This is a genomic window from Bacillus sp. B25(2016b), assembly GCF_001679765.1.
In the GTDB taxonomy this organism is placed as follows: Bacteria; Bacillota; Bacilli; order Bacillales; family Bacillaceae_G; genus Bacillus_A; species Bacillus_A thuringiensis_K.
On the sequence record NZ_CP016285.1, the window covers coordinates 308,962 to 327,458 of the forward strand.

Below are 18,497 nucleotides of genomic sequence, written 5' to 3' on the forward strand. Positions count from 1 at the left end.
CACCCTCAAGAAAAGATCTTGAGGGTGTTTTTTACGCCTTCTTAAGCAACAAATACATAAAGTAAGGAGCCCCAATTAAAGCAACGACAATACCTGCTGGAATGCCATTAGGATCAACGATATTTCGTCCAATTGTATCTGCTAATAATAATAGCCATCCGCCGATTAAAAGGGCGATAGGCATGAAGATTTGATGTCTTGGACCTACTAAAGATTTCGCGATATGAGGAGCCATTAATCCGATAAAGCTAATTCCTCCTGTTACGGAAACAGCTGCAGCTGCAAGTGCAACGGCTGCAACTAATAAGTACCTGCGTTCTTTTTCAATTTCAATTCCAACGCCTATTGCGACTGGTTCGTTTAATGCTAAAATGTTTAATCGATTTGCTTTATAGAAAATAAATGGAATGAATACGATTAACCATGGGAGCATTGCTAAAACAAAGATCCAGTCATCTCCCCAAATATTTCCGGCAATCCATTTTGAAATAAAGTCTACTTTCATACGATCTGCGGATGAGATAAGGACAATCATCGTTCCAGATAGTGCAAATGCAAAACCGATACCGGTTAATGTTAATCGGATTGGCTGAAGTCCAGTTGACTTACTATATGAAAATACGTAAATTAGAACAGCTGTCAGAAATGCTCCGATAAATCCAACTACAGGTAGTAAGTAAAGAAATGAACCTACATCTATTGGAAAGTATAAAAAGAAAATAGCAACAGCAACACCGGCCCCAGAGTTGATTCCGAGAATACCAGGTTCAGCTAAATCATTTCGAGTAATTCCTTGGAATATAGCCCCTGATAAAGCGAGAGCCATACCAGCTAATAATGTAATGACGATTCTAGGTAGTCTTAAAGAGTATAAAACGAACTCCTCTTTAAAAGTCCCTTTCCCCATTAAGGTTGGGAGTAGTCGATCATAAGATAAAGATGCTGAACCAAGCCCCATTCCAACTACAATGGTTGTGATGATTATTATAAGTAAAGCGAGTATAATAAGACGCTGTTTTCTTAAAATAGATTGCATCATGAGAATGTTTTTCCCCCTTTACGTACAATGAATAGGAAGAATGGTAACCCTACAATCGCGACAATTGCCGCAACTGGTGTTTCGTATGGAGAGTTAATAGTACGTCCGATTGTATCTGCAAGTAGCATAAAGGAAGCTCCAGCAATTGCTGACATTGGTATAACAAATCGGTAATCTGGACCGACAATTGGGCGTACCATGTGAGGTACCATTAAGCCGATAAATGCCATATTTCCAACAAGTGCTACAGATGCACCTGCAAGTAAGATAATAATGATAAATAAAATAGTTTTAATAACAATAATTTTTTGACCTAGTCCAATAGCCACTTCCTCACTGAAACTAAGAACTGTCAATTTTTTTGCTAGTAAGATAGCGATAAAGATACTAATTGAAATGACTGGAATAATAATTTTTAATTGGCTCCAAGTTGTTCCAATTACGCCCCCAGCAGTCCAAAGTGATACATCTTGTGAAATTTTAAAGTAAATGCCGATTCCTTCTGAAATTGCAAGTAGAAATGCGGAAACTGCAGCGCCCGCTAATACAATTCGAAGAGGAGAAAGGCCGCCTTTTTTTACCATACCAATTCCAAATACCATAATTGCGCCAATTGCAGCACCGATAAAGCAAGCTAATGTTAAGTAAAGATAGCTGATGGAAGGGTTGAAAGCAAGTGTCAGTGCAAGCGCAGCATTCGCTCCACCAGATAGCCCTAATAATCCAGGATCTGCAAGTGGATTTCGTGTTAATCCTTGCATAATTGCTCCAGAAACGGCTAATCCAGCTCCTACAAAAATAGCAGCAACTTCACGTGGTAAACGTATTTCTCGAATAATAGATATTTTGTCTCCTTTAGCGGAGGAAGTGAGTGCTAACCATACATCTTTTATCGAAGTATCTGCAGCACCTAATACCATTGCAACGATAAAAATAAGAAAGAATGCAATTAAGCTTAAAATTAGTTTGTATGTAAAAGCTATAGAACGTGGATTTTCATGATCTTTTGTCATTCGTTTCACATCTTTTCTGTTCATAGAATAAAGGAAGAGGAATTCTTAAATTAAGAATTCCTCATGTTTGTATTATTTACCAAGAAAGTTCTTCTTGAAGAAGTCTAGTTGGAAATCTAATGTAAGTGGATCATTGAAATAGAATTCCATCATGTTTGCTTCATATACGCGATTATTTTTTACTGCTGGGATGTTTTTATATGATTCTGTCTCTTGGAATGAGTTATCAGTATCTTTATTTTTACTTACGATTAAGTAATCACCAGCAAATTCAGGTAATACCTCAGTAGATAATGCGTAATAACCTTCTTTTAATGCTTTTTCTTTTACTTTTTCAGGCATTTTTAATTTCATTTCTTGGTACAGAATTTCTGTTCCGCGGCCCCAGTTCTCGCCGTATACATAAAGCTGTTTGTTGAAGTTTTCTACAACAGAAACTGTAGCATCTTCACCGATTTTTGCTTTAATTTCTTTACCAGCTTCTTGTGCACGTTTCTTGAAGTCATCAACCCAAGTTTTTGCTTCTTTTTCTTTGTTTAATAACTTACCGATTTCTAAATGCTGTGTTAAGTAATCAACTTTTCCGTAAGTGTATGTTACAGTAGGAGCGATTTTCTTTAACTTATCGACATTTTTAATATTTGATAAACCGATGATTAAATCTGGATTTAGTTCAGCGATTTTTTCAACATTTTCATCTGATACTTCAGCAACATCTTTAAGTTTGCTATCAAAACGTGGGTTTTGTTTAGACCATGAATCTACCCCAACAAGATTTACACCTAATGACATTACGTTACCAGCGAATGATGATAATACAACAACGCGTTTTGGATTTGCAGGAACTTCTACTTTACCATTTTCAGATTGGTATGCAATTTTTTCTGATTTACTACCTTTTGCATCGTTCTTTTTGTCTGTAGAGCTATTGCTACAAGCGCTCATAACAAGAACGAAAAGAACTGTTAGTGAAATAAATAACTTTTTCATCGTCTTTCTCCTTTAACATAGATGATATGTGTATACAATAATTTGTTTAACTGTAATCTTTTTGAAAGAGTAGTGGTAAAGCAAAATAATTTATTAAAAATCTTGAATATGAGATTTTATAATATAGTATTAACCATATTAATGAAAGAAGATGTAATCTCAAATTTGCTAATTATTAACAAAATGATAATGATTATCACTATTGATTCTTTAAATAATATAATTTTATATAGGTGTATTGTCAATAGTAATTTTGATTGTAAATTTTGCGGAAACAGGTTATATTTTATTGAGAATGATAATCAATGATTAGTAGCTGAGGAGTGAGCACGAATGAATCGAGAAGAATTGTTTGATGTAACCGTGATAGGTGGAGGACCTGCAGGGCTTTATTCAGCTTTTTATAGTGGACTCAGAGAAATGAGAACGAAAATAATAGAATTTCAACCACATTTAGGTGGAAAAATACATGTGTATCCGGAAAAAATGATTTGGGATGTAGGAGGACTATTGCCAGTTACAGGTGATAAGTTAATTGAACAACTTGTACAGCAAGGGTTAACATTTAAGCCAGAAGTTGTATTAGATACAAAAGTGGAATCAATTATTCGTAATCAAGATGGTACTTTTACATTAAAAACAAGTACTGGGGAAGAACACTTTTCAAAAACAGTTATCGTCGCAACAGGAAGTGGTATATTGAAACCGCAAAAGTTATCTATTGAAGGTGCTGAGCGATTTGAAGTATCGAATTTAAATTATACAGTTAAATCTTTAAAGCGTTTCAAAGGTAAAACAGTTATTATTTCCGGTGGAGGCAATTCTGCTGTTGATTGGGCAAATGAATTGGAACCAATTGCGAAAAAAGTGTATGTAACGTATAGAAAAGAAGAATTATCTGGTCATGAAGCACAAGTAAAACAACTTATGAATAGCTCAGCGGAGTGTTTCTTTAATACATCGATTACAAAATTAATTGCTGGTGATAATCATGAAGCGATCGAATATGTAGAATTAACAAATCATGAAACAGGTGAGATTTCTCATTTACCTATTGATGAAGTTATTATTAATCATGGATATGAACGCGACATTACATTATTGGAAAATAGTGAGTTAGACGTTGCAATTATAGATAATTATTATATTGCAGGTAATGCAAATAGTGAGTCTTCAGTAGATGGATTATATGCTGCTGGAGATATTTTAAAGCACGAAGGGAAACTACACTTAATTGCAGGTGCATTCCAAGATGCTGGAAATGCTGTGAATAAAGCAAAGCAATTTATCCAACCAGATGCAAGTGAGTACGGAATGGTTTCTTCTCATAATGAAGTATTTAAGAAGAGAAATCGCGAACTGATTAAGCAGATGATGAAATAATAAGGAACAAGTATACCCCCACATACTTCTCTATTCAAATGGATGAGAGATGTACGTGGGGGATTTCCTGTTTACTATATTTTCAATCATTATAATGACACCGGTTTCATCAGTTCATATCATATGAACATTTTATTGGTAAAGCATCCTAGAAAACAATTTAGCTATGTTTTGCTTACGCAGAACATGGCTAAATTACGCTGTCCCTTTAGCGCGTTCATTAGGAAATGGCATATTTAGTATAGAAGCAATATACTGTTTTCCATGCATTCGAGCTAATGATTCTAATATTTGGCGAACACGTTTTGTAAGATGACCTTGTTTTTTGATGGCTTCACAATATGCGTCATAGAAAGCATATTTAGCCCAAAGGAAATCATCTTGTTGGAATAAGAAATGATTTTTGTACCATTCACCAATTGTATGATAACAATTGTTTTCATGTATTGCTGTGCTTTGAGAAAGAAAACGATCAGATAAAGATACATTCAAATGAGAAATTGTGTTTTCTGTTTCAACTTGTAGTGTTTTTTCTAACATTGTAATGATGTGACGAGTAGCCATATGTTAACTCTCCTTTGTGTAAATGGGTAATACCATTCTATATTTAAAAAATTCTTACTATATAATACTATACAATATATGGAATGCATCTACCTGCTTTTTGAACTGCATTTACAAAATCTTTTTTATTTGTTTACAAAAATAAAGTAAGATACAGTATAGATGAAAAAATAATAAAGGAATGAACGCATTGTATATAACAGTAGAAGAGACTGCGGAGTATTTGAATTTACCAAAATCGTATATTGAAGAGTTAATTCAGCAAAAGAAAATTCGTGCGCTATTCGATGGAGAGCAATATTTAGTAAATAAAGAACAATTTAATACACATTTAGAACAAATGGAGAAATATAAGCAATTAGTGGAAGAAATATTGAACGAACCAATTCCAGAAGATATGGATGTTAAAGACGAAGATTAAACTATGGGAAATCCCTTATGAAGATATGCAGAAATGTATCTTCATAAGGGATTTTTTGTTTGAAGATATCAAAAATATAAGGAGTTGTTAGCCTTTCTTCAAATTTTGATAGGTAGTAGTCTACCATGTTAAAAGCATATTTTTTTCTAGCTAGGACAAACATAGAGAACGTAACCTGTACAGATACATATACTATCAGTGCAAAAGCTTATAAATTAATAGAAGGGGTTTTCTCGTGAGTATATTTCATTGTGATTTTTTGAAAGACTTAATTGGATCTTTTGTGAGAGTAAACAGGGGTGGTCCAGAATCTCAAAAAGGAACAATAATATCAGTATGTCCGGACTACTTCGTATTGCAGAATGAAAAAGGTGAACTGTATTACTATCAACTTAGTCATCTAAAAAGTATTACAAAAAATGCGAAAGACTGTGGATCAAGTGATTGCGAATGGGAAGATTGCGAATGTGCAGAAGACTTTGAAGCACTACTGCAAACTTTCAAATATTGCTGGGTGAAAATTAATCGCGGTGGTCCAGAGAAAGTGGAAGGCATTTTACAAGATGTTTCTTGTGACTTTGTGACAGTAATTGCAAAAGAAGAAGTTATATTAATTGCAATAAAGCATATTAAAAGCGTTAACTATAATGCATTAGCATGCGGAGAGAGCGATGAGAGCGACGATAGTAGCAGTAAAGAAAGTAGTAGCAATAATTCAGGTCGCGCTCGTGCCCAAAGACAATCAAGTAGAGGAAGATAATAAGAAAGGGGGATACAAAATTGGAGAACGTATTATGCTGTGACCAAATTAAATGTTTAGTTGGTGAGACTGTAAAAGTAAACCTTCGTGGATCAGAAAGTCGAGTAGGTGAGCTCGTATCGTTAGGCAAAGATTATCTAACGTTACAATTACCTCATGGTGAATTAGTGTATTACCAGTTAAAACATGTGAAGAGTCTAGTTAAGAAAGTGAAGGAAAGTAAATGTGGCGATTGCTATAGTTCATGTTTCTGCTCTGATGAGGATACTTTTTTAGATATATTAAAAGACTTGAAGTATAAGTGGGTAAAAATTAATCGTGGCGGTCCAGAGTGTGTGGAAGGTTTATTAAGTGAGGTACACCATGACTGTATTACACTAGTAAACTGTGATGAAGTTATTTATGTAATTAAGTCTCATATTAAGAGTGTGAGCCAAGTAGTTAAATGTAAAAAGAATGAAGATGAATAATGTTTAATAAATAAGAGGGGCATTATGAGGGAAAGAGAAGAACAATTTCTTATTTCGATAGTATGAAAAGGAATTACTTACTATTAAAACAGAACTTTGCCCTGATTATTTTTTTAGAAATGGAAGACAGGTAAGAAGAAATTCATAGGAAGGAGGATATAGATGAATGAGTTAAACAAAAGTATTGGAGAAAATATATATGTTAAATTAATCGGTGAAAAAAGGTTTAAAGGTGTATTAATAGATGTAGGAAATGATATCATTGTTCTTTACAATGGACAAGACTATGTATATATATCTTTATATCATGTACAATACTATAAATTTTTAAGACCATATGACGAAGAAATATTAAAACCAGATGTTGATTCTGTAATTAAGAGAGAATCCCCTTCCATTTCTTTGAGAAAAGTATTAAGTACTTCTAAAGGAATTTTTACAGAAGTTTATGTAGCAGGAAGTGCTCCAATACATGGTTATGTTACAAGTGTGATGAATGATTATATTGTTTTTTATAGTCCGGTTTATAAAACGGTATATATATCTTTAAAACATTTAAAATGGTTAATTCCGTATAAAGAAAACCAAGTGCCGTATGACCTCAATAAAAATGAACTCCCCGTAAATCCGTTAAATATTACGTTAGCTCGAACGTTTGAAGAACAACTTATTAAAATGTCTGGCAAAATCATGGTGTTCGATTTAGGTGAGGAATCTAATAAGATCGGAAAGATGGCGAAGATTGATGAAGGGCATATTGAAATATTAAAAGCACGTGATGCGAAAATGTATGTAAATATTCAACATGTAAAATCTGTCCATTGTCCGTAAGCTAGTTGAAAGGGCTGGCTTTTTCTTTTATATGCAGAAGAAAAGGTCGAGCCTATTTGTTTAGCTCGATTTGAATATGAGGGGAAAAATGAATTGAATATAAATATATTATGGTGTGATTTTTTAAAAAAATTTTGTACTAATTTATAAAGAAATGTGTACGAGCTATCTTTTTATGTATTCAATTTATTTTTTGAGAAGGAGCTGCTCAACTAATTTATTAAAGGAGTTTTGTTGGTGGAGCAGTTTCTAAATCCGTTATCGATTACATTACTTGGTAGTGCTGGTGGAGCAGCAAAAGCAGTTTTAGCAATTTTAAATCAAGCGATAGCAAATGAAAAAGATCCAATTTATGAAGTATTAAAGAATGCCAAATTTCATTTGGTGGATATAAAACAAAAAGATAGGACTTATTATGATGAGTTGTTTTCGAATTTGAAAGGTCAATTATATTTATATGAGATAAACCTTCAAAATGTAGTGGAATTTAAAGAACATTTAAAAGAAAAAAGTACGAGTGTTGTGATTGATGTTTCAGGGGCAGATACAATTAGAGTATTAAGCTGCTGTAATGAATTAGGAATTTGCTATATTAATTCAGCCTTGGAAAATGAAGCAGTAGATCAGGACGACAGCTTAATCGGCTTTCAGCTTACGGAAAGATATACAAGGTTTGAGAAGGAGAAAGAGAAATTTACAAATACAAAAGCGATTATAGGTTCAGGTATGAATCCAGGTGTTGTTCAATGGATGGTTGTTGAGCTTATGAAGGAACGACCAAATGAAAGGCCAAGAGCATGTTATATTGTAGAACATGACACATCATTTTTGAATGATACAGCACTTATAAAGCCACATACACTTTATGCTTCATGGGCAGTAGAGCGATTTTTAGATGAAGCGATCTGGAGTTATCCGATGTATATGAGTCATCATCGTCCTCTTTACTTTTATGAAGATGTATATTCTTCAGAGTATAAAGTGAAGTTAGGAGAAAAAGAATTCTATGGTTGTTTAATGCCACATGAGGAAGTATTAATTTTAGGGAAAAACTTTAATATGGAAGTTGGTTTTCTTTACCGAATTAATGAGTATACAACAAATATAATTAGACAGAACTTAGATCAAGTAGAAGATTTATGGAACTGGAATCGTAAAGTGTTTAATCCAGCGGAAGAAGAGGTTGCTGGAGAGGACTTGGTGGGTGTGTTACTCGTTTATGAAAATAGTGAGACATATATGTATAATGTGATGAATAGTAGCAAAGTTTTTCGTAAATATAAAACGAATGCAACGTATTTTCAGGTAGGGTGCGGGATTTATGCGGGCCTGTCCAGTTTACTTTTAGATCAATTTGAACAAGGTGCTTATTACGTCGAGGAGTTGTTATTAAATACAGAAAGTAAGTACGGTGAGTATTTAAATTTATATATGAAGGATTTTGTAATGGGGCATAATAATTTTACGGATGGATTGTTACATGACAGGGTAAGATGGATGTAAGTTGTTACTAAAAGGAAGGAGAGATCTCCTTCCTTTTAGTATTATAAGGTTAAATATTGCCCTGAAAGCAATTTCATACTTATACTTTAAGGAGAATAACAATGAAAGTTTTTTGTATCGATCAAGGGGAGTTTTTATATGAATAAATACAAGAGCTTGATTTATGAAGAAAGAAGAGCCTTAAAGGTATTTATATTATTATTCTATATTATATTCTTTTTATATGACGCTATATATTATTTTGTATATCCTGCTATGAATATTAGTGGAACAGCGGTAGGTTGGCCAGAAGGTAGTCTTGGGATAGGTGTGCCTATATTTGTAATGGCATTATTACCTATTTCTATATATCTTCAAAAAAGAGGATATGTATATTCTGTAAAATATTTATTTTTATTTGGGTACATGTTTATCAATCTTGTTAATAATTTAATGATTTATTTGCGAACGGATAGACCTTTTGAACATGGCAGTATGGTAGAAATGTTATTAATTTTATTTGCCCCAGTTTTCGTGAATAAAAAATACTTTTATTTAGTGTCCTTTAGTGTAATTGGAAAGTACGTATTTTTCACATTGCTATTACAAGATTTAAAAGTGATAATTCCACTTGTTTTATGTGTATTTTATTTCATTATTTCACATTCTTTATTAAAACGATTTCAATCTTATGTAAGAACAGTGGTTGAAATGATGAACAATATGAAAGAGACGGAAAATTTAGCTGTGATTGGGACTATGTCTACAACAATTGCCCATGAAATTCGAAATCCGTTAACAGCGTTAAAAGGATTTACGCAAATGCAAAAAGAAAGAAATCCAACTGATACGATGAGCTACGACATTATGCTACAAGAAATTGAAAGAGTCAATGGATTTGTTAGTGAATTAATGTTGTTAGGAAAACCAAAGCCAACAAATTATGAAAGGTGTAATATACGAGACATCCTTCTATATGTTGTGCATCTAATGGAAAGTTATGCAATGCAATATAGAGTTAAATGTTATTTACAAGTAGATGGGAATTTACCAACTATAAACGGTAATGATAAGCAATTAAAACAAGTGTTATTAAATATCATTAAAAATGGAATAGAATCAATGCCAGAGGGTGGAGAAATCCATATCCGTGCATATCAAAAAACGCAAGGATATTTGTGTATTTCTGTTGAAGACCAAGGATTTGGTATAGAGAATGAGAAGTTAGAAAAAATCGGCAAGGCGTTTTACACAACAAAGGAAACTGGTACAGGACTTGGATTAATGATTACATATAAAATTATTAAGGAACATCAAGGGAGTATCACAATCCAAAGTAGTATAGGAGTAGGAACAAAAGTAGAAATTTTTCTGCCGACCGTTTAATGTATTGGGAGAAAAGATTTTTCAGAAAAGTGTTCTTGTTGTGTAAATATAAACATTTTATAAAATGTTTCAAGAAGGGTTTTTTTTATAAAATACTTCGTTTATAATGGAGGAAAATATCGACATGAGATTGATTGCTCATGTAGCGGTTCAGTAGTGTTATGAAAAGATAAGAAGGGGTGCACGCGCATCCTTTTTTCTATGCAGATATTATGAAAGAGGTGGTATGATGGAATTAACATTAAATTCGACTGTATGTTTACACACGATTCAATTTCGAAAAGAGCAAAAGAATTATATTGTAAAAGATACAATTACAGGAGAAAAATATGAAATGCCGCCACTTTGGATTGATGCATTGGCAATGATGCGTGACGGTTCTTTATTGGGGGAAATTGAGGAGAAATTAAAAGAAGAGTATCCATCCGAAGAAGTGAATATGTTAGCATTCACGAAGCAACTGTTAGAACTAGAACTTGTTGAAATGGTAGATGGGGAAGAAATAGCTTGTACAAAGAAGAAAGAGAAGGATTATTTAGCTTGGTTACGTCCCCATGTTGAGCAATTCTTTCTTAATTTAAATAAAAAAAATAGAAGCAAAGGTCAATGATGATCTTTGCTTTTTTGTATAGTTTGTTTAAAAAATTACAGCGAATGCTCTTGCGAAAGCACCGTCGCTATCTTTAATTTTTAAAGGTGCTGCTGAGAAGAAGAAACGTTTCGTGTGAATGGCATCTAAGTTTGTTAAGTTTTCGATTAAATAAATATTATTCCCAAGTAGTATGTGATGAATTGGTGATGTTTCTGTCGTTACCTCATCAGGAGAAATAAAATCTAAACCGACAGATTTTACTTTTAATTGTACTAGTTCTTCGGCTAATTCTTCAGAAAGATAAAAAGCTTCTTTCTCATACGCCTCTGTATTCCATTTAGTAGATAGATTGGAATGGAAAATAACAATATCTCCTTCTCTTATATCAGCATCGTGCAGTACTTCTTTAGGTAGTTTTCGTTCTTGTACATGAGTTACATCAATAAGAATCGCTTCGCCTACAAATTGATTTAGGGGTAATTGATCGATAGTCGTTGCGCCTGAAATAAAATGCGCAGGAGCATCACAATGCGTGCCAACATGAACGACAGAATGAAAATCTGTAACTTGATAGCCTGATTCTTCAACACTTGTAACAGCTTCTAGTTGAATTTTATCTTCCAAAATGCAATGCATTTTGCAGGAATTAGCACCTATTCAGTTTGTATAAACTGAGGTTGCTGGGCTTCAAAGGGCCGGTCCCTCTGCCTCTCTTGATAAAGAAGTATTTAATTTTAAAACCGGAATTTTCCGATAGTTAAATTGTAATTCATTTCCTTTTTGCGTGCAATACAAAATAGGTATTCACCCAAATAAAGCTACGCGCATATTGTAGCTTATGTAAATAGAATGCTGCGAAGGAGTGAGTGCAGTGACAGGAAATGTATTGAATTATTATGCTGGTGGTAATACAGCTAGGGGATTTCATAATTTATATGAAGAGAATTTAAAAGGGTTAGACAGATTATTTATCTTAAAGGGTGGTCCAGGAACGGGGAAATCTTCTTTAATAAAGGCAATCGGTCGTGAATGGGTTGAAAAAGGATATGATATTGAATTTTTACATTGTTCTTCTGACAATAAATCGGTTGATGGTGTAATTATCCCAAAATTAAAAGTAGGAATTGTTGATGGGACATCACCACATGTAATTGAGCCCAAAATGCCAGGAGTTGTTGAAGAGTATATAAATTTAGGAATTGCTTGGGATTCAGATAAACTAAGGAAGCAGAAGTTAGAAATTGAAAGATTTGTTTCAGAAGCAAGCAAAGCTTTTCAGTCTGCTTACGCATGTTTTAAAGAGGCATTGCTTATACATGATGAGTGGGAGAAGATATATATTGATAATATAGATTTTAATAAAGCAAATGAATTAACCGATCAGCTAATCCAGAAATTATTTGCAGATAAAAGCGGGAGACAATCGCTTGTAAAACATCGTTTTTTAGGAGCTGCTACACCGAAAGGAGCAGTTGATTTTGTTCCTAATTTAACAGAAGGGTTACCATATCGTTATTTTATAAAAGGGCGCCCAGGCTCTGGAAAATCAACGATGCTCAAAAAGTTAGCTAGGGCAGCTGAAGAAAAAGGGTTTGAAGTTGAAGTATATCATTGCGGATTTGATCCGAATAGTCTTGATATGGTTATCGTAAGAGAATTAGGCTTTGCAATTTTTGATAGCACTGCACCACATGAATATTTTCCAAGTCGCGAGGGTGATGAAATTATTGATATGTATGCCCTTATTGTTACCCCAGGGACGGATGAGAAATATGCGAAGGAAATTCGTGATGTTTCCATTCAATATAAAGCAAAAATGAATGAGGCGATGTCTTTCTTAGCAAAAGCAAAATCGGTTCGTGATAAATTAGAACGAATTTATATTGCTGCTATGGATTTTTCAGTAGTAGATGCATATAAAGAGGAGATTCAAAAAGAGTTTGAACGAATTGCTGCTACTGTAATCGAAAAGCAATAATAGAAGTTTCATTGGGCTGTCAGTAATTTCTGACAGTTTTTTTAGTATGTAGTAAAATTGATAGTGTATTGTCGAATTTCCAAGGAAATAATCAAAAAATGGAGATGTTATGAAATGAGAGAGAAAATCGAGTTGGAGTTAGAAAGAATTGAAAAAGAGAATGATGTGAAAATTTTATTTGCGGTGGAATCAGGGAGTCGTGCTTGGGGGTTTCCATCGAAAGATAGCGATTATGATGTTAGGTTTGTTTATATACATCCGGTAGAATGGTATTTATCAATTCATGACAAACGAGATGTAATTGAATATCCAATTAGTGATGATTTAGATATAAGTGGTTGGGATATTAGAAAGGCGTTGCAACTATTCGCGAAGTCGAACCCAGCTTTACTTGAGTGGATTCGATCACCAATTTTTTATTCGAAAAACTCTAATTTTCCAGAACTACTTCAACAGATGAGTGAGAAGAATTTTGATCCAAAAGCAACGATATATCATTATTTACATATGGCTTCGAAAAATTATCGTGAATTTTTGCAAGGTGAGAATGTAAAGCTGAAAAAGTACTTTTATGTATTACGTCCTATTTTAGCTTGTAAGTGGCTAGAAGAGAAAGCAACTTTACCACCTGTAGAATTTGACCGATTGATTACAGAATTATCATTAGAACGTAGCGTATTAGATGAAATTGAAAAGTTGTTAATAAAGAAAAAAGCAGGTACTGAATTAGATGTTGGATTGAAAATTAAGGTGTTGAATCAATTTTTAGAAGAACAAATTCATTACTATGGGCAATACGTGAAAGGTGTTGAAAAGGGGTTAGGGATCGATATTGAGATTTTAAATAAACTATTTCGAGACATGCTGTTTGAAGCATATGAAAAAGAGCACAAGTAAGTTTGTGCTCTTTTTATTTTGTAGGAATAAAGAAAACAGATATAGCTGCGATAAGACCTGCAAAGGAGAATAAGTAAAAATTCCATGATAAGTCATATTGCATTGTCATAATAATACCGACGAGAATAGGGCCAGCAATTGCACCAACTCGGCCAAGTCCAAGTCCCCAGCCTAAGGAAGTAGCTCGGATATGTGATGGGAAGTATTGGGTTACATATGCATTTAATATTTGAGTAATACCGACTGATCCAATTCCAGCAAGACCAATTAAAAGATAAATGATTGTAACAGATGGTTTAATTGTTAATAGTCCAATACATATAGCTGCCATAAGATAGGAGATGCTAATAACGATTTTAGCTCCTATACGATCCGCGATTGCTCCAGCAAATAATGCACCGATAGCGGCAGTAATATTTAGCATAAGTAGAAATGATAAACTAGATCCAAGAGGGTATCCTGCCTGTCGCATCATCTGAGGTAACCAAGTATTTAAACCGTATATTAAAAACATTCCCATTATATAAGTGATCCAAAAAAGTAGCGTTGCTTTTATGTATTCTTTTGAGAATAAAGTAAGAAATCCATTTTTCTTTCGTATATTAGACGGAGTTTGATAAGTTTCATTTTTCGCATAGAATACAATTTGAAAACGATTAAGGATTTGGTCCACTTCTTTTTGGCGATTACGTGATAATAAAAATTGAATGGATTCAGGTAAATAACGAATAATGAAAGGAATGAGGAGTAGTGGAATCATTCCGATGCCAAACATAGTTCTCCATCCGAAACTTTCTAACATAAACATAGACAAAATAGCGCCTAACACGATACCTAAAGGATAGCCAGTAAACATAAGAGCATAAATAAAAGATTGTCGTTTTTTTGGTGAATATTCAACAGTAAGTGCTGAAGCTGTTGGAATAACACCGCCTAATCCGATTCCTCCAATAAATCGAGATAAACCAAATAATTCGGGAGAAGGAGCAAGTGCAGCTAGTCCCATTGTGATAGAAAAAAGCGCTAAACAGCATATAAGCGTCCATTTTCGTCCAATTAGATCTGTAATAGTTCCAACTAGAATAGCACCAATAAACATCCCAAATAAAGCATAGCTTGCAATTGTGCCAGCGTAAGCTGGTGAAAGTGCCCAGCTTTTGTCTTCTAGGAGCTTTGGAAGAACGGCACCGTAAATACCTAAATCATATCCATCAGCTAGAATGGCTAGCCAACAAATAAAAACAACAAGTTTTGTAATAGAGCTTGAAAAGATAGTTTCTGTAGATTCTAGATGAGGTGGAGCTGAAGGTTGCATAGTATTCCCCCCCTTTTATTTGTAGATGAATATATTATTTTATTTTATGTTAATATTTTCCTCCCTGTGTCGAAATTTATCTGAAAAGGTTTTATAATCAATAAAGAAGTTCAACAGGAAACCTGTTGAACTTCTTTATTGGTTTACTCATTATCAACTCGTTTTAACGGTTGATCTGCTGGACCTTCAATAACGTCTCCCTCAATTGAAAAGCGGGAACCGTGACAAGGACAATCCCAAGTACAATCACCATTATTCCATTCAACTTCGCAGCCGAGATGTGTACAAGTTGTATCGACGATATGTAATTTTCCTTCTTTGTCCTTATAAGCACCTGCCCGTTTACCGTTAACATGTACGACAGATCCTTCACCAACTTCGAGATCTTCTGGTTTACGTAATGCATTTTCAATCTTTCCTTCAATTAAATGTTTCGCAACATCAATGTTCTGGGAGAGGAACGTTTTTATATCTGGATTTGCATGGAAGCGTGATGGTGCATACAGTTCTTTATAGGGACTGTGGACTTTTAGGATGGAGTCCTTCAGTAGGTGAGCGGCAGCAGTTCCAGTTGTCATTCCCCATTTGCGATATCCAGTTGCAACAAATATATTTGGATTTCTTTCGTTAATATGTCCGATATAAGGAAGCTTATCTAGAGTGATTAAATCTTGTGCTGACCATCTATAAGGAACTTCGTCTATTCCAAAAGTTGCTTCAGCAAAAGAATAGAGTGCTTCATAATGAAGCATCGTATTTATTCCTTGCCCTGTTTTATGACTCTCTCCGCCAATCAAAATTAATTTTTCTCCATTGTTTGTTATATAGCGTAAGGAGCGCTTTGGATCATCAATACTTAAATACATGCCACCTGGATAATCCATTTTTGCTTTTATTGCAAGAGCATAGGAGCGTTCTACGTACATTCGCGTAAAGAAAAAGCTATTTGCATCATAAAAAGGAAAATGTGAACAAGAGACGACATATTCACAAGTGATATGATGGCCCTCTTTTGTAATTATTTGTGGATAATCTTCCTTTTCCACATTCATAGCTGTTGTTTGTTCGTAGAGCTTTCCGCCCATCTCCACAAACTTTTCTAAAAGTGTTTTTAAATAAAGAAGGGGATGGAATTGTGCTTGATTTTTCATTACAAGCGCAGATTGTACTGGAATAGGAATCGATAGAGATTGAACATAATCACAAGGTATATTTAATTTTTGATAAGCTTCATATTCTTTCGATAAATTTCTTAATCCGTTATCAGTAGTTGTATATAAATATGAATCTTCATTTGAGAAATTACAGTCGATTTTATATGTTTGAACAGTTTCGTTTATGAATTGTAGAGCCTGATTATTTGATTCATAGTAAAGCCGGGCCTTTTCTACACCGAAATGATTTATTAATTCATCATAAATAAGATCATGTTGTGCTGTTACTTTCGCTGTTGTATGCCCAGTCGTCCCGTTTAAAATACGACCAGAATCAATTAAAACCACATCGATGCCTTCTTTTGCAAGTAAATAGGCAGTGGTAATACCTGTAATACCAGCACCGATAATAGCAACTTTCGTTTTTATATTTTCGGATAAACGAGGAAAAGTAGGAAACTCGGTAGATTCAATCCAATAAGATAGCGGCAGTTGTGGAAATGTATCATTTGTCATTGCGGAAACCTCCTGATTTTAGAACAATTTTCCTTTTAATATTTCCATATTATATGAAAATCATGTGTGTTGTTTTAGAAGAAGTCTATTTTTATTAAAAGAGGATATAAATTATTTTAATATAATTAATTAGGTAGGGCATTATGAAGAAGTAGGATTTATATAAAACTAAATTCAAGTGATTCTATTTGTTGATTACATAGAGAGTTATTGAATGAGATAGAGTCTATGGCGTTTAAGAAAATGTCTATATATAGTGGATAAAACCTTATGGAATCTATACATTTTCTTTAGTGAAATAAAGTATGATTATAAAAACATAACCACCTTTTATTACTAGGTCATAAAAGGTGTTGACAATATAGAAATTCTATTGTTATGATTCATCATGTGGAAAGGTTGATAGAGAGTAAAAAGAGAAATGTTTTTCATTGATAATAAAAGCGAAAAATAAGTGACGATAGAGTGAGTATATTTTCCTTATAATAGATGCTTTTTGGATCATCTAGTAAAATCAATCTGGAAGCAAGAATTGATATATGTAAGTTGCGCAAGGCGCGGCATAAGAAAGGGGCAAAAGGATGAAGGAGCTTCATACGTTTGGGTGGTATGCAGCACGTGTATCACCACATTTGCCGAAAAAAGCATTTAAACCAGTGCCTACTCGTTTATTTGGTGGACTGGCTTATTTGCTTGTGGCATTGGCGGGGTTAATATCGATTGGTGTATTTGAATTGAATGTGTGGGCGAATCTAGGAATTGCGATTGTTCTTGGATTATGTTTTGCTTCACTTGGATTTTTAGGGCATGAAATTTTACATGGAACTGTTGTAAGAAAGGCATGGCTTCGTGACTTCTTAGGCGCGATTGCATTTATGCCATTATCAACAGGGCCAAAGCTTTGGAGAAAGTGGCATAATGCAACGCATCATGTTCATACACAGCATGAAGAGAATGATCCGGATGCATGGCCGACACTTGAGAAACTTAAGAAGAGTAAGTTTTTGAGTTGGGTATATCGTATGCCTTTACATGTACGTTCATTCTTTAGTTTTCTGTCACTAACAATTCAATTTACATTGCATTCGACTCGAATGTTCTTTCATTTTATAAAAGAGTTCAAGTCATCCAATCAAAAATCTGTATGGCTTCAACTTCTTTTGCCTTGGACAGTTTGGATTAGTTTATTGTTTATTATGGGACCTGGAAAATGGTTATTTGCATATGTCATTCCGTTGTTAATTGCTAACTTTATTGTAATGGCATATATCGCAACAAATCACCGCTTAAATCCAATTGTTCCAGTAAATGATCCGTTAGCAAACTGTTTGTCAGTAACAGTGCCGCGCTGGGTAGACGTTTTACATTTCAATTTCTCATATCATACAGAACACCATCTGTTTCCTGCTATGAGTTCTAAATACTATCCGTTAGTAAAAGAGAAGATTAAAGAAATGTGGCCGGAACGCTATCATGAGATGCCGATGACAAAAGCTTTGGCAGCGCTATGGAATACACCACGTGTGTATTATCAAGGAAGTGAATTAGTGGATCCGCATAGAGAGCATTTCTATGGTTCTTTAGGAAATGGACTAGATCCTCATAATATTTCATATCGTGAGGAACATATAGAGGAAGACGAAAGTATTAAAAAAGTAAATCAGTAAAAATTAATATATTTTTGCAATGAAAAAGCAAGCCATCTC

General features: G+C 34.0%; 17 protein-coding genes, 1 pseudogene and 1 riboswitch. Of the genes and pseudogenes, 11 read left to right on the forward strand and 7 right to left on the reverse strand.

What is annotated here, in order from left to right; all coding sequences use genetic code 11:
• Window positions 1-31: 31 nt before the first annotated feature.
• Genes BAQ53_RS01730 through BAQ53_RS01740 form a run of 3 tightly spaced genes read right to left on the reverse strand, consistent with a single transcriptional unit; the run spans window position 32 to window position 3,042 of the window.
• Window positions 32-1,039 (reverse strand): FecCD family ABC transporter permease, encoded by a 1,008-nt coding sequence (locus tag BAQ53_RS01730; protein WP_000983739.1) that lies wholly within the window; start codon window positions 1,037-1,039, stop codon window positions 32-34.
• The gene (locus BAQ53_RS01735) at window positions 1,036-2,076 is read right to left on the reverse strand and encodes a FecCD family ABC transporter permease (RefSeq protein WP_002181855.1); all 1,041 of its coding nucleotides are present in this window, start codon (window positions 2,074-2,076) and stop codon (window positions 1,036-1,038) included. Before BAQ53_RS01735 ends, BAQ53_RS01730 begins: the two co-directional genes overlap by 4 nt.
• Window positions 2,077-2,124: 48 nt before the next feature.
• A complete protein-coding gene (locus BAQ53_RS01740) occupies window positions 2,125-3,042 on the reverse strand; it encodes an iron-hydroxamate ABC transporter substrate-binding protein (RefSeq protein ID WP_208906443.1) in 918 nt (305 codons plus the stop codon).
• A gap of 333 nt (window positions 3,043-3,375) precedes the next feature.
• Here BAQ53_RS01740 and BAQ53_RS01745 point away from each other — a divergent pair, with 333 nt between their 5' ends.
• On the forward strand, window positions 3,376-4,425 hold the full coding sequence (locus BAQ53_RS01745) for an NAD(P)/FAD-dependent oxidoreductase (protein ID WP_001078297.1): 1,050 nt from the start codon (window positions 3,376-3,378) through the stop codon (window positions 4,423-4,425).
• Between the two features lie 195 nt (window positions 4,426-4,620).
• Here BAQ53_RS01745 and BAQ53_RS01750 read toward each other — a convergent pair whose 3' ends face one another.
• Window positions 4,621-4,989, reverse strand: coding sequence for a hypothetical protein (locus BAQ53_RS01750; RefSeq protein WP_000235475.1), 369 nt, complete (start codon window positions 4,987-4,989; stop codon window positions 4,621-4,623).
• A gap of 181 nt (window positions 4,990-5,170) precedes the next feature.
• On the opposite strand from BAQ53_RS01750, the gene BAQ53_RS01755 reads away from it, so the two are divergent.
• From BAQ53_RS01755 to BAQ53_RS01785, 7 genes are all read left to right on the forward strand, one after another.
• Entirely contained in the window at window positions 5,171-5,410 is a 240-nt protein-coding gene (locus BAQ53_RS01755) for a helix-turn-helix domain-containing protein (protein ID WP_001998970.1), read from the forward strand.
• A 235-nt stretch (window positions 5,411-5,645) separates the two neighbouring features.
• Window positions 5,646-6,170 (forward strand): hypothetical protein, encoded by a 525-nt coding sequence (locus BAQ53_RS01760; protein ID WP_000021529.1) that lies wholly within the window; start codon window positions 5,646-5,648, stop codon window positions 6,168-6,170.
• 20 nt (window positions 6,171-6,190) lie between these two features.
• Entirely contained in the window at window positions 6,191-6,640 is a 450-nt protein-coding gene (locus BAQ53_RS01765; RefSeq protein WP_208906444.1) for a PI-PLC domain-containing protein, read from the forward strand.
• A 162-nt stretch (window positions 6,641-6,802) separates the two neighbouring features.
• A complete protein-coding gene (locus BAQ53_RS01770) occupies window positions 6,803-7,471 on the forward strand; it encodes an LSm family protein (RefSeq protein WP_001004269.1) in 669 nt (222 codons plus the stop codon).
• Window positions 7,472-7,708: 237 nt separating this feature from the next.
• Window positions 7,709-8,974 (forward strand): hypothetical protein, encoded by a 1,266-nt coding sequence (locus tag BAQ53_RS01775; RefSeq protein WP_000434668.1) that lies wholly within the window; start codon window positions 7,709-7,711, stop codon window positions 8,972-8,974.
• 138 nt (window positions 8,975-9,112) lie between these two features.
• Window positions 9,113-10,339, forward strand: coding sequence for an ATP-binding protein (locus BAQ53_RS01780; protein ID WP_001046111.1), 1,227 nt, complete (start codon window positions 9,113-9,115; stop codon window positions 10,337-10,339).
• A 229-nt stretch (window positions 10,340-10,568) separates the two neighbouring features.
• Window positions 10,569-10,949: a hypothetical protein gene (locus BAQ53_RS01785; protein WP_208906445.1), complete on the forward strand. Its 381-nt coding sequence runs from the start codon at window positions 10,569-10,571 to the stop codon at window positions 10,947-10,949.
• 27 nt (window positions 10,950-10,976) lie between these two features.
• On the opposite strand, the pseudogene BAQ53_RS01790 reads toward BAQ53_RS01785, so the two are convergent.
• Window positions 10,977-11,546 (reverse strand): annotated as a pseudogene (locus tag BAQ53_RS01790) (cyclase family protein); the annotation flags it as partial.
• A riboswitch (SAM riboswitch) is annotated at window positions 11,542-11,654 on the reverse strand. Its footprint overlaps the pseudogene before it by 5 nt.
• A 148-nt stretch (window positions 11,655-11,802) precedes the next feature.
• On the opposite strand from BAQ53_RS01790, the gene BAQ53_RS01795 reads away from it, so the two are divergent.
• Together BAQ53_RS01795 and BAQ53_RS01800 are read left to right on the forward strand one after the other, a co-directional pair.
• Window positions 11,803-12,909: a PRK06851 family protein gene (locus BAQ53_RS01795; RefSeq protein ID WP_000147469.1), complete on the forward strand. Its 1,107-nt coding sequence runs from the start codon at window positions 11,803-11,805 to the stop codon at window positions 12,907-12,909.
• A gap of 114 nt (window positions 12,910-13,023) precedes the next feature.
• Window positions 13,024-13,806 (forward strand): nucleotidyltransferase domain-containing protein, encoded by a 783-nt coding sequence (locus tag BAQ53_RS01800; RefSeq protein WP_001208239.1) that lies wholly within the window; start codon window positions 13,024-13,026, stop codon window positions 13,804-13,806.
• Window positions 13,807-13,819: 13 nt separating this feature from the next.
• On the opposite strand, the gene BAQ53_RS01805 is transcribed toward BAQ53_RS01800, so the two are convergent.
• Both BAQ53_RS01805 and BAQ53_RS01810 read right to left on the reverse strand, forming a co-directional pair.
• A complete protein-coding gene (locus BAQ53_RS01805; RefSeq protein WP_001183098.1) occupies window positions 13,820-15,121 on the reverse strand; it encodes an MFS transporter in 1,302 nt (433 codons plus the stop codon).
• Window positions 15,122-15,264: 143 nt separating this feature from the next.
• Window positions 15,265-16,791, reverse strand: a complete 1,527-nt coding sequence (locus BAQ53_RS01810) for an FAD-dependent oxidoreductase (protein WP_208906446.1) — start codon at window positions 16,789-16,791, stop codon at window positions 15,265-15,267.
• A gap of 581 nt (window positions 16,792-17,372) precedes the next feature.
• On the opposite strand from BAQ53_RS01810, the gene desB reads away from it, so the two are divergent.
• Entirely contained in the window at window positions 17,373-18,458 is a 1,086-nt protein-coding gene (gene desB, locus BAQ53_RS01815) for a Delta(10) desaturase DesB (protein WP_000661223.1), read from the forward strand.
• Window positions 18,459-18,497: the final 39 nt, after the last annotated feature.

Coding starts and splice junctions, on each gene's coding strand:
- BAQ53_RS01730 (WP_000983739.1), bottom strand. CDS start 1,039: ATGATGCAATCTATTTTAAGAAAACAGCGTCTTATTATACTCGCTTTA.
- BAQ53_RS01735 (WP_002181855.1), bottom strand. CDS start 2,076: ATGAACAGAAAAGATGTGAAACGAATGACAAAAGATCATGAAAATCCA.
- BAQ53_RS01740 (WP_208906443.1), bottom strand. CDS start 3,042: ATGAAAAAGTTATTTATTTCACTAACAGTTCTTTTCGTTCTTGTTATG.
- BAQ53_RS01745 (WP_001078297.1), top strand. CDS start 3,376: ATGAATCGAGAAGAATTGTTTGATGTAACCGTGATAGGTGGAGGACCT.
- BAQ53_RS01750 (WP_000235475.1), bottom strand. CDS start 4,989: ATGGCTACTCGTCACATCATTACAATGTTAGAAAAAACACTACAAGTT.
- BAQ53_RS01755 (WP_001998970.1), top strand. CDS start 5,171: ATGAACGCATTGTATATAACAGTAGAAGAGACTGCGGAGTATTTGAAT.
- BAQ53_RS01770 (WP_001004269.1), top strand. CDS start 6,803: ATGAATGAGTTAAACAAAAGTATTGGAGAAAATATATATGTTAAATTA.
- BAQ53_RS01780 (WP_001046111.1), top strand. CDS start 9,113: ATGAATAAATACAAGAGCTTGATTTATGAAGAAAGAAGAGCCTTAAAG.
- BAQ53_RS01785 (WP_208906445.1), top strand. CDS start 10,569: ATGGAATTAACATTAAATTCGACTGTATGTTTACACACGATTCAATTT.
- BAQ53_RS01800 (WP_001208239.1), top strand. CDS start 13,024: ATGAGAGAGAAAATCGAGTTGGAGTTAGAAAGAATTGAAAAAGAGAAT.
- BAQ53_RS01805 (WP_001183098.1), bottom strand. CDS start 15,121: ATGCAACCTTCAGCTCCACCTCATCTAGAATCTACAGAAACTATCTTT.
- BAQ53_RS01810 (WP_208906446.1), bottom strand. CDS start 16,791: ATGACAAATGATACATTTCCACAACTGCCGCTATCTTATTGGATTGAA.
- desB (WP_000661223.1), top strand. CDS start 17,373: ATGAAGGAGCTTCATACGTTTGGGTGGTATGCAGCACGTGTATCACCA.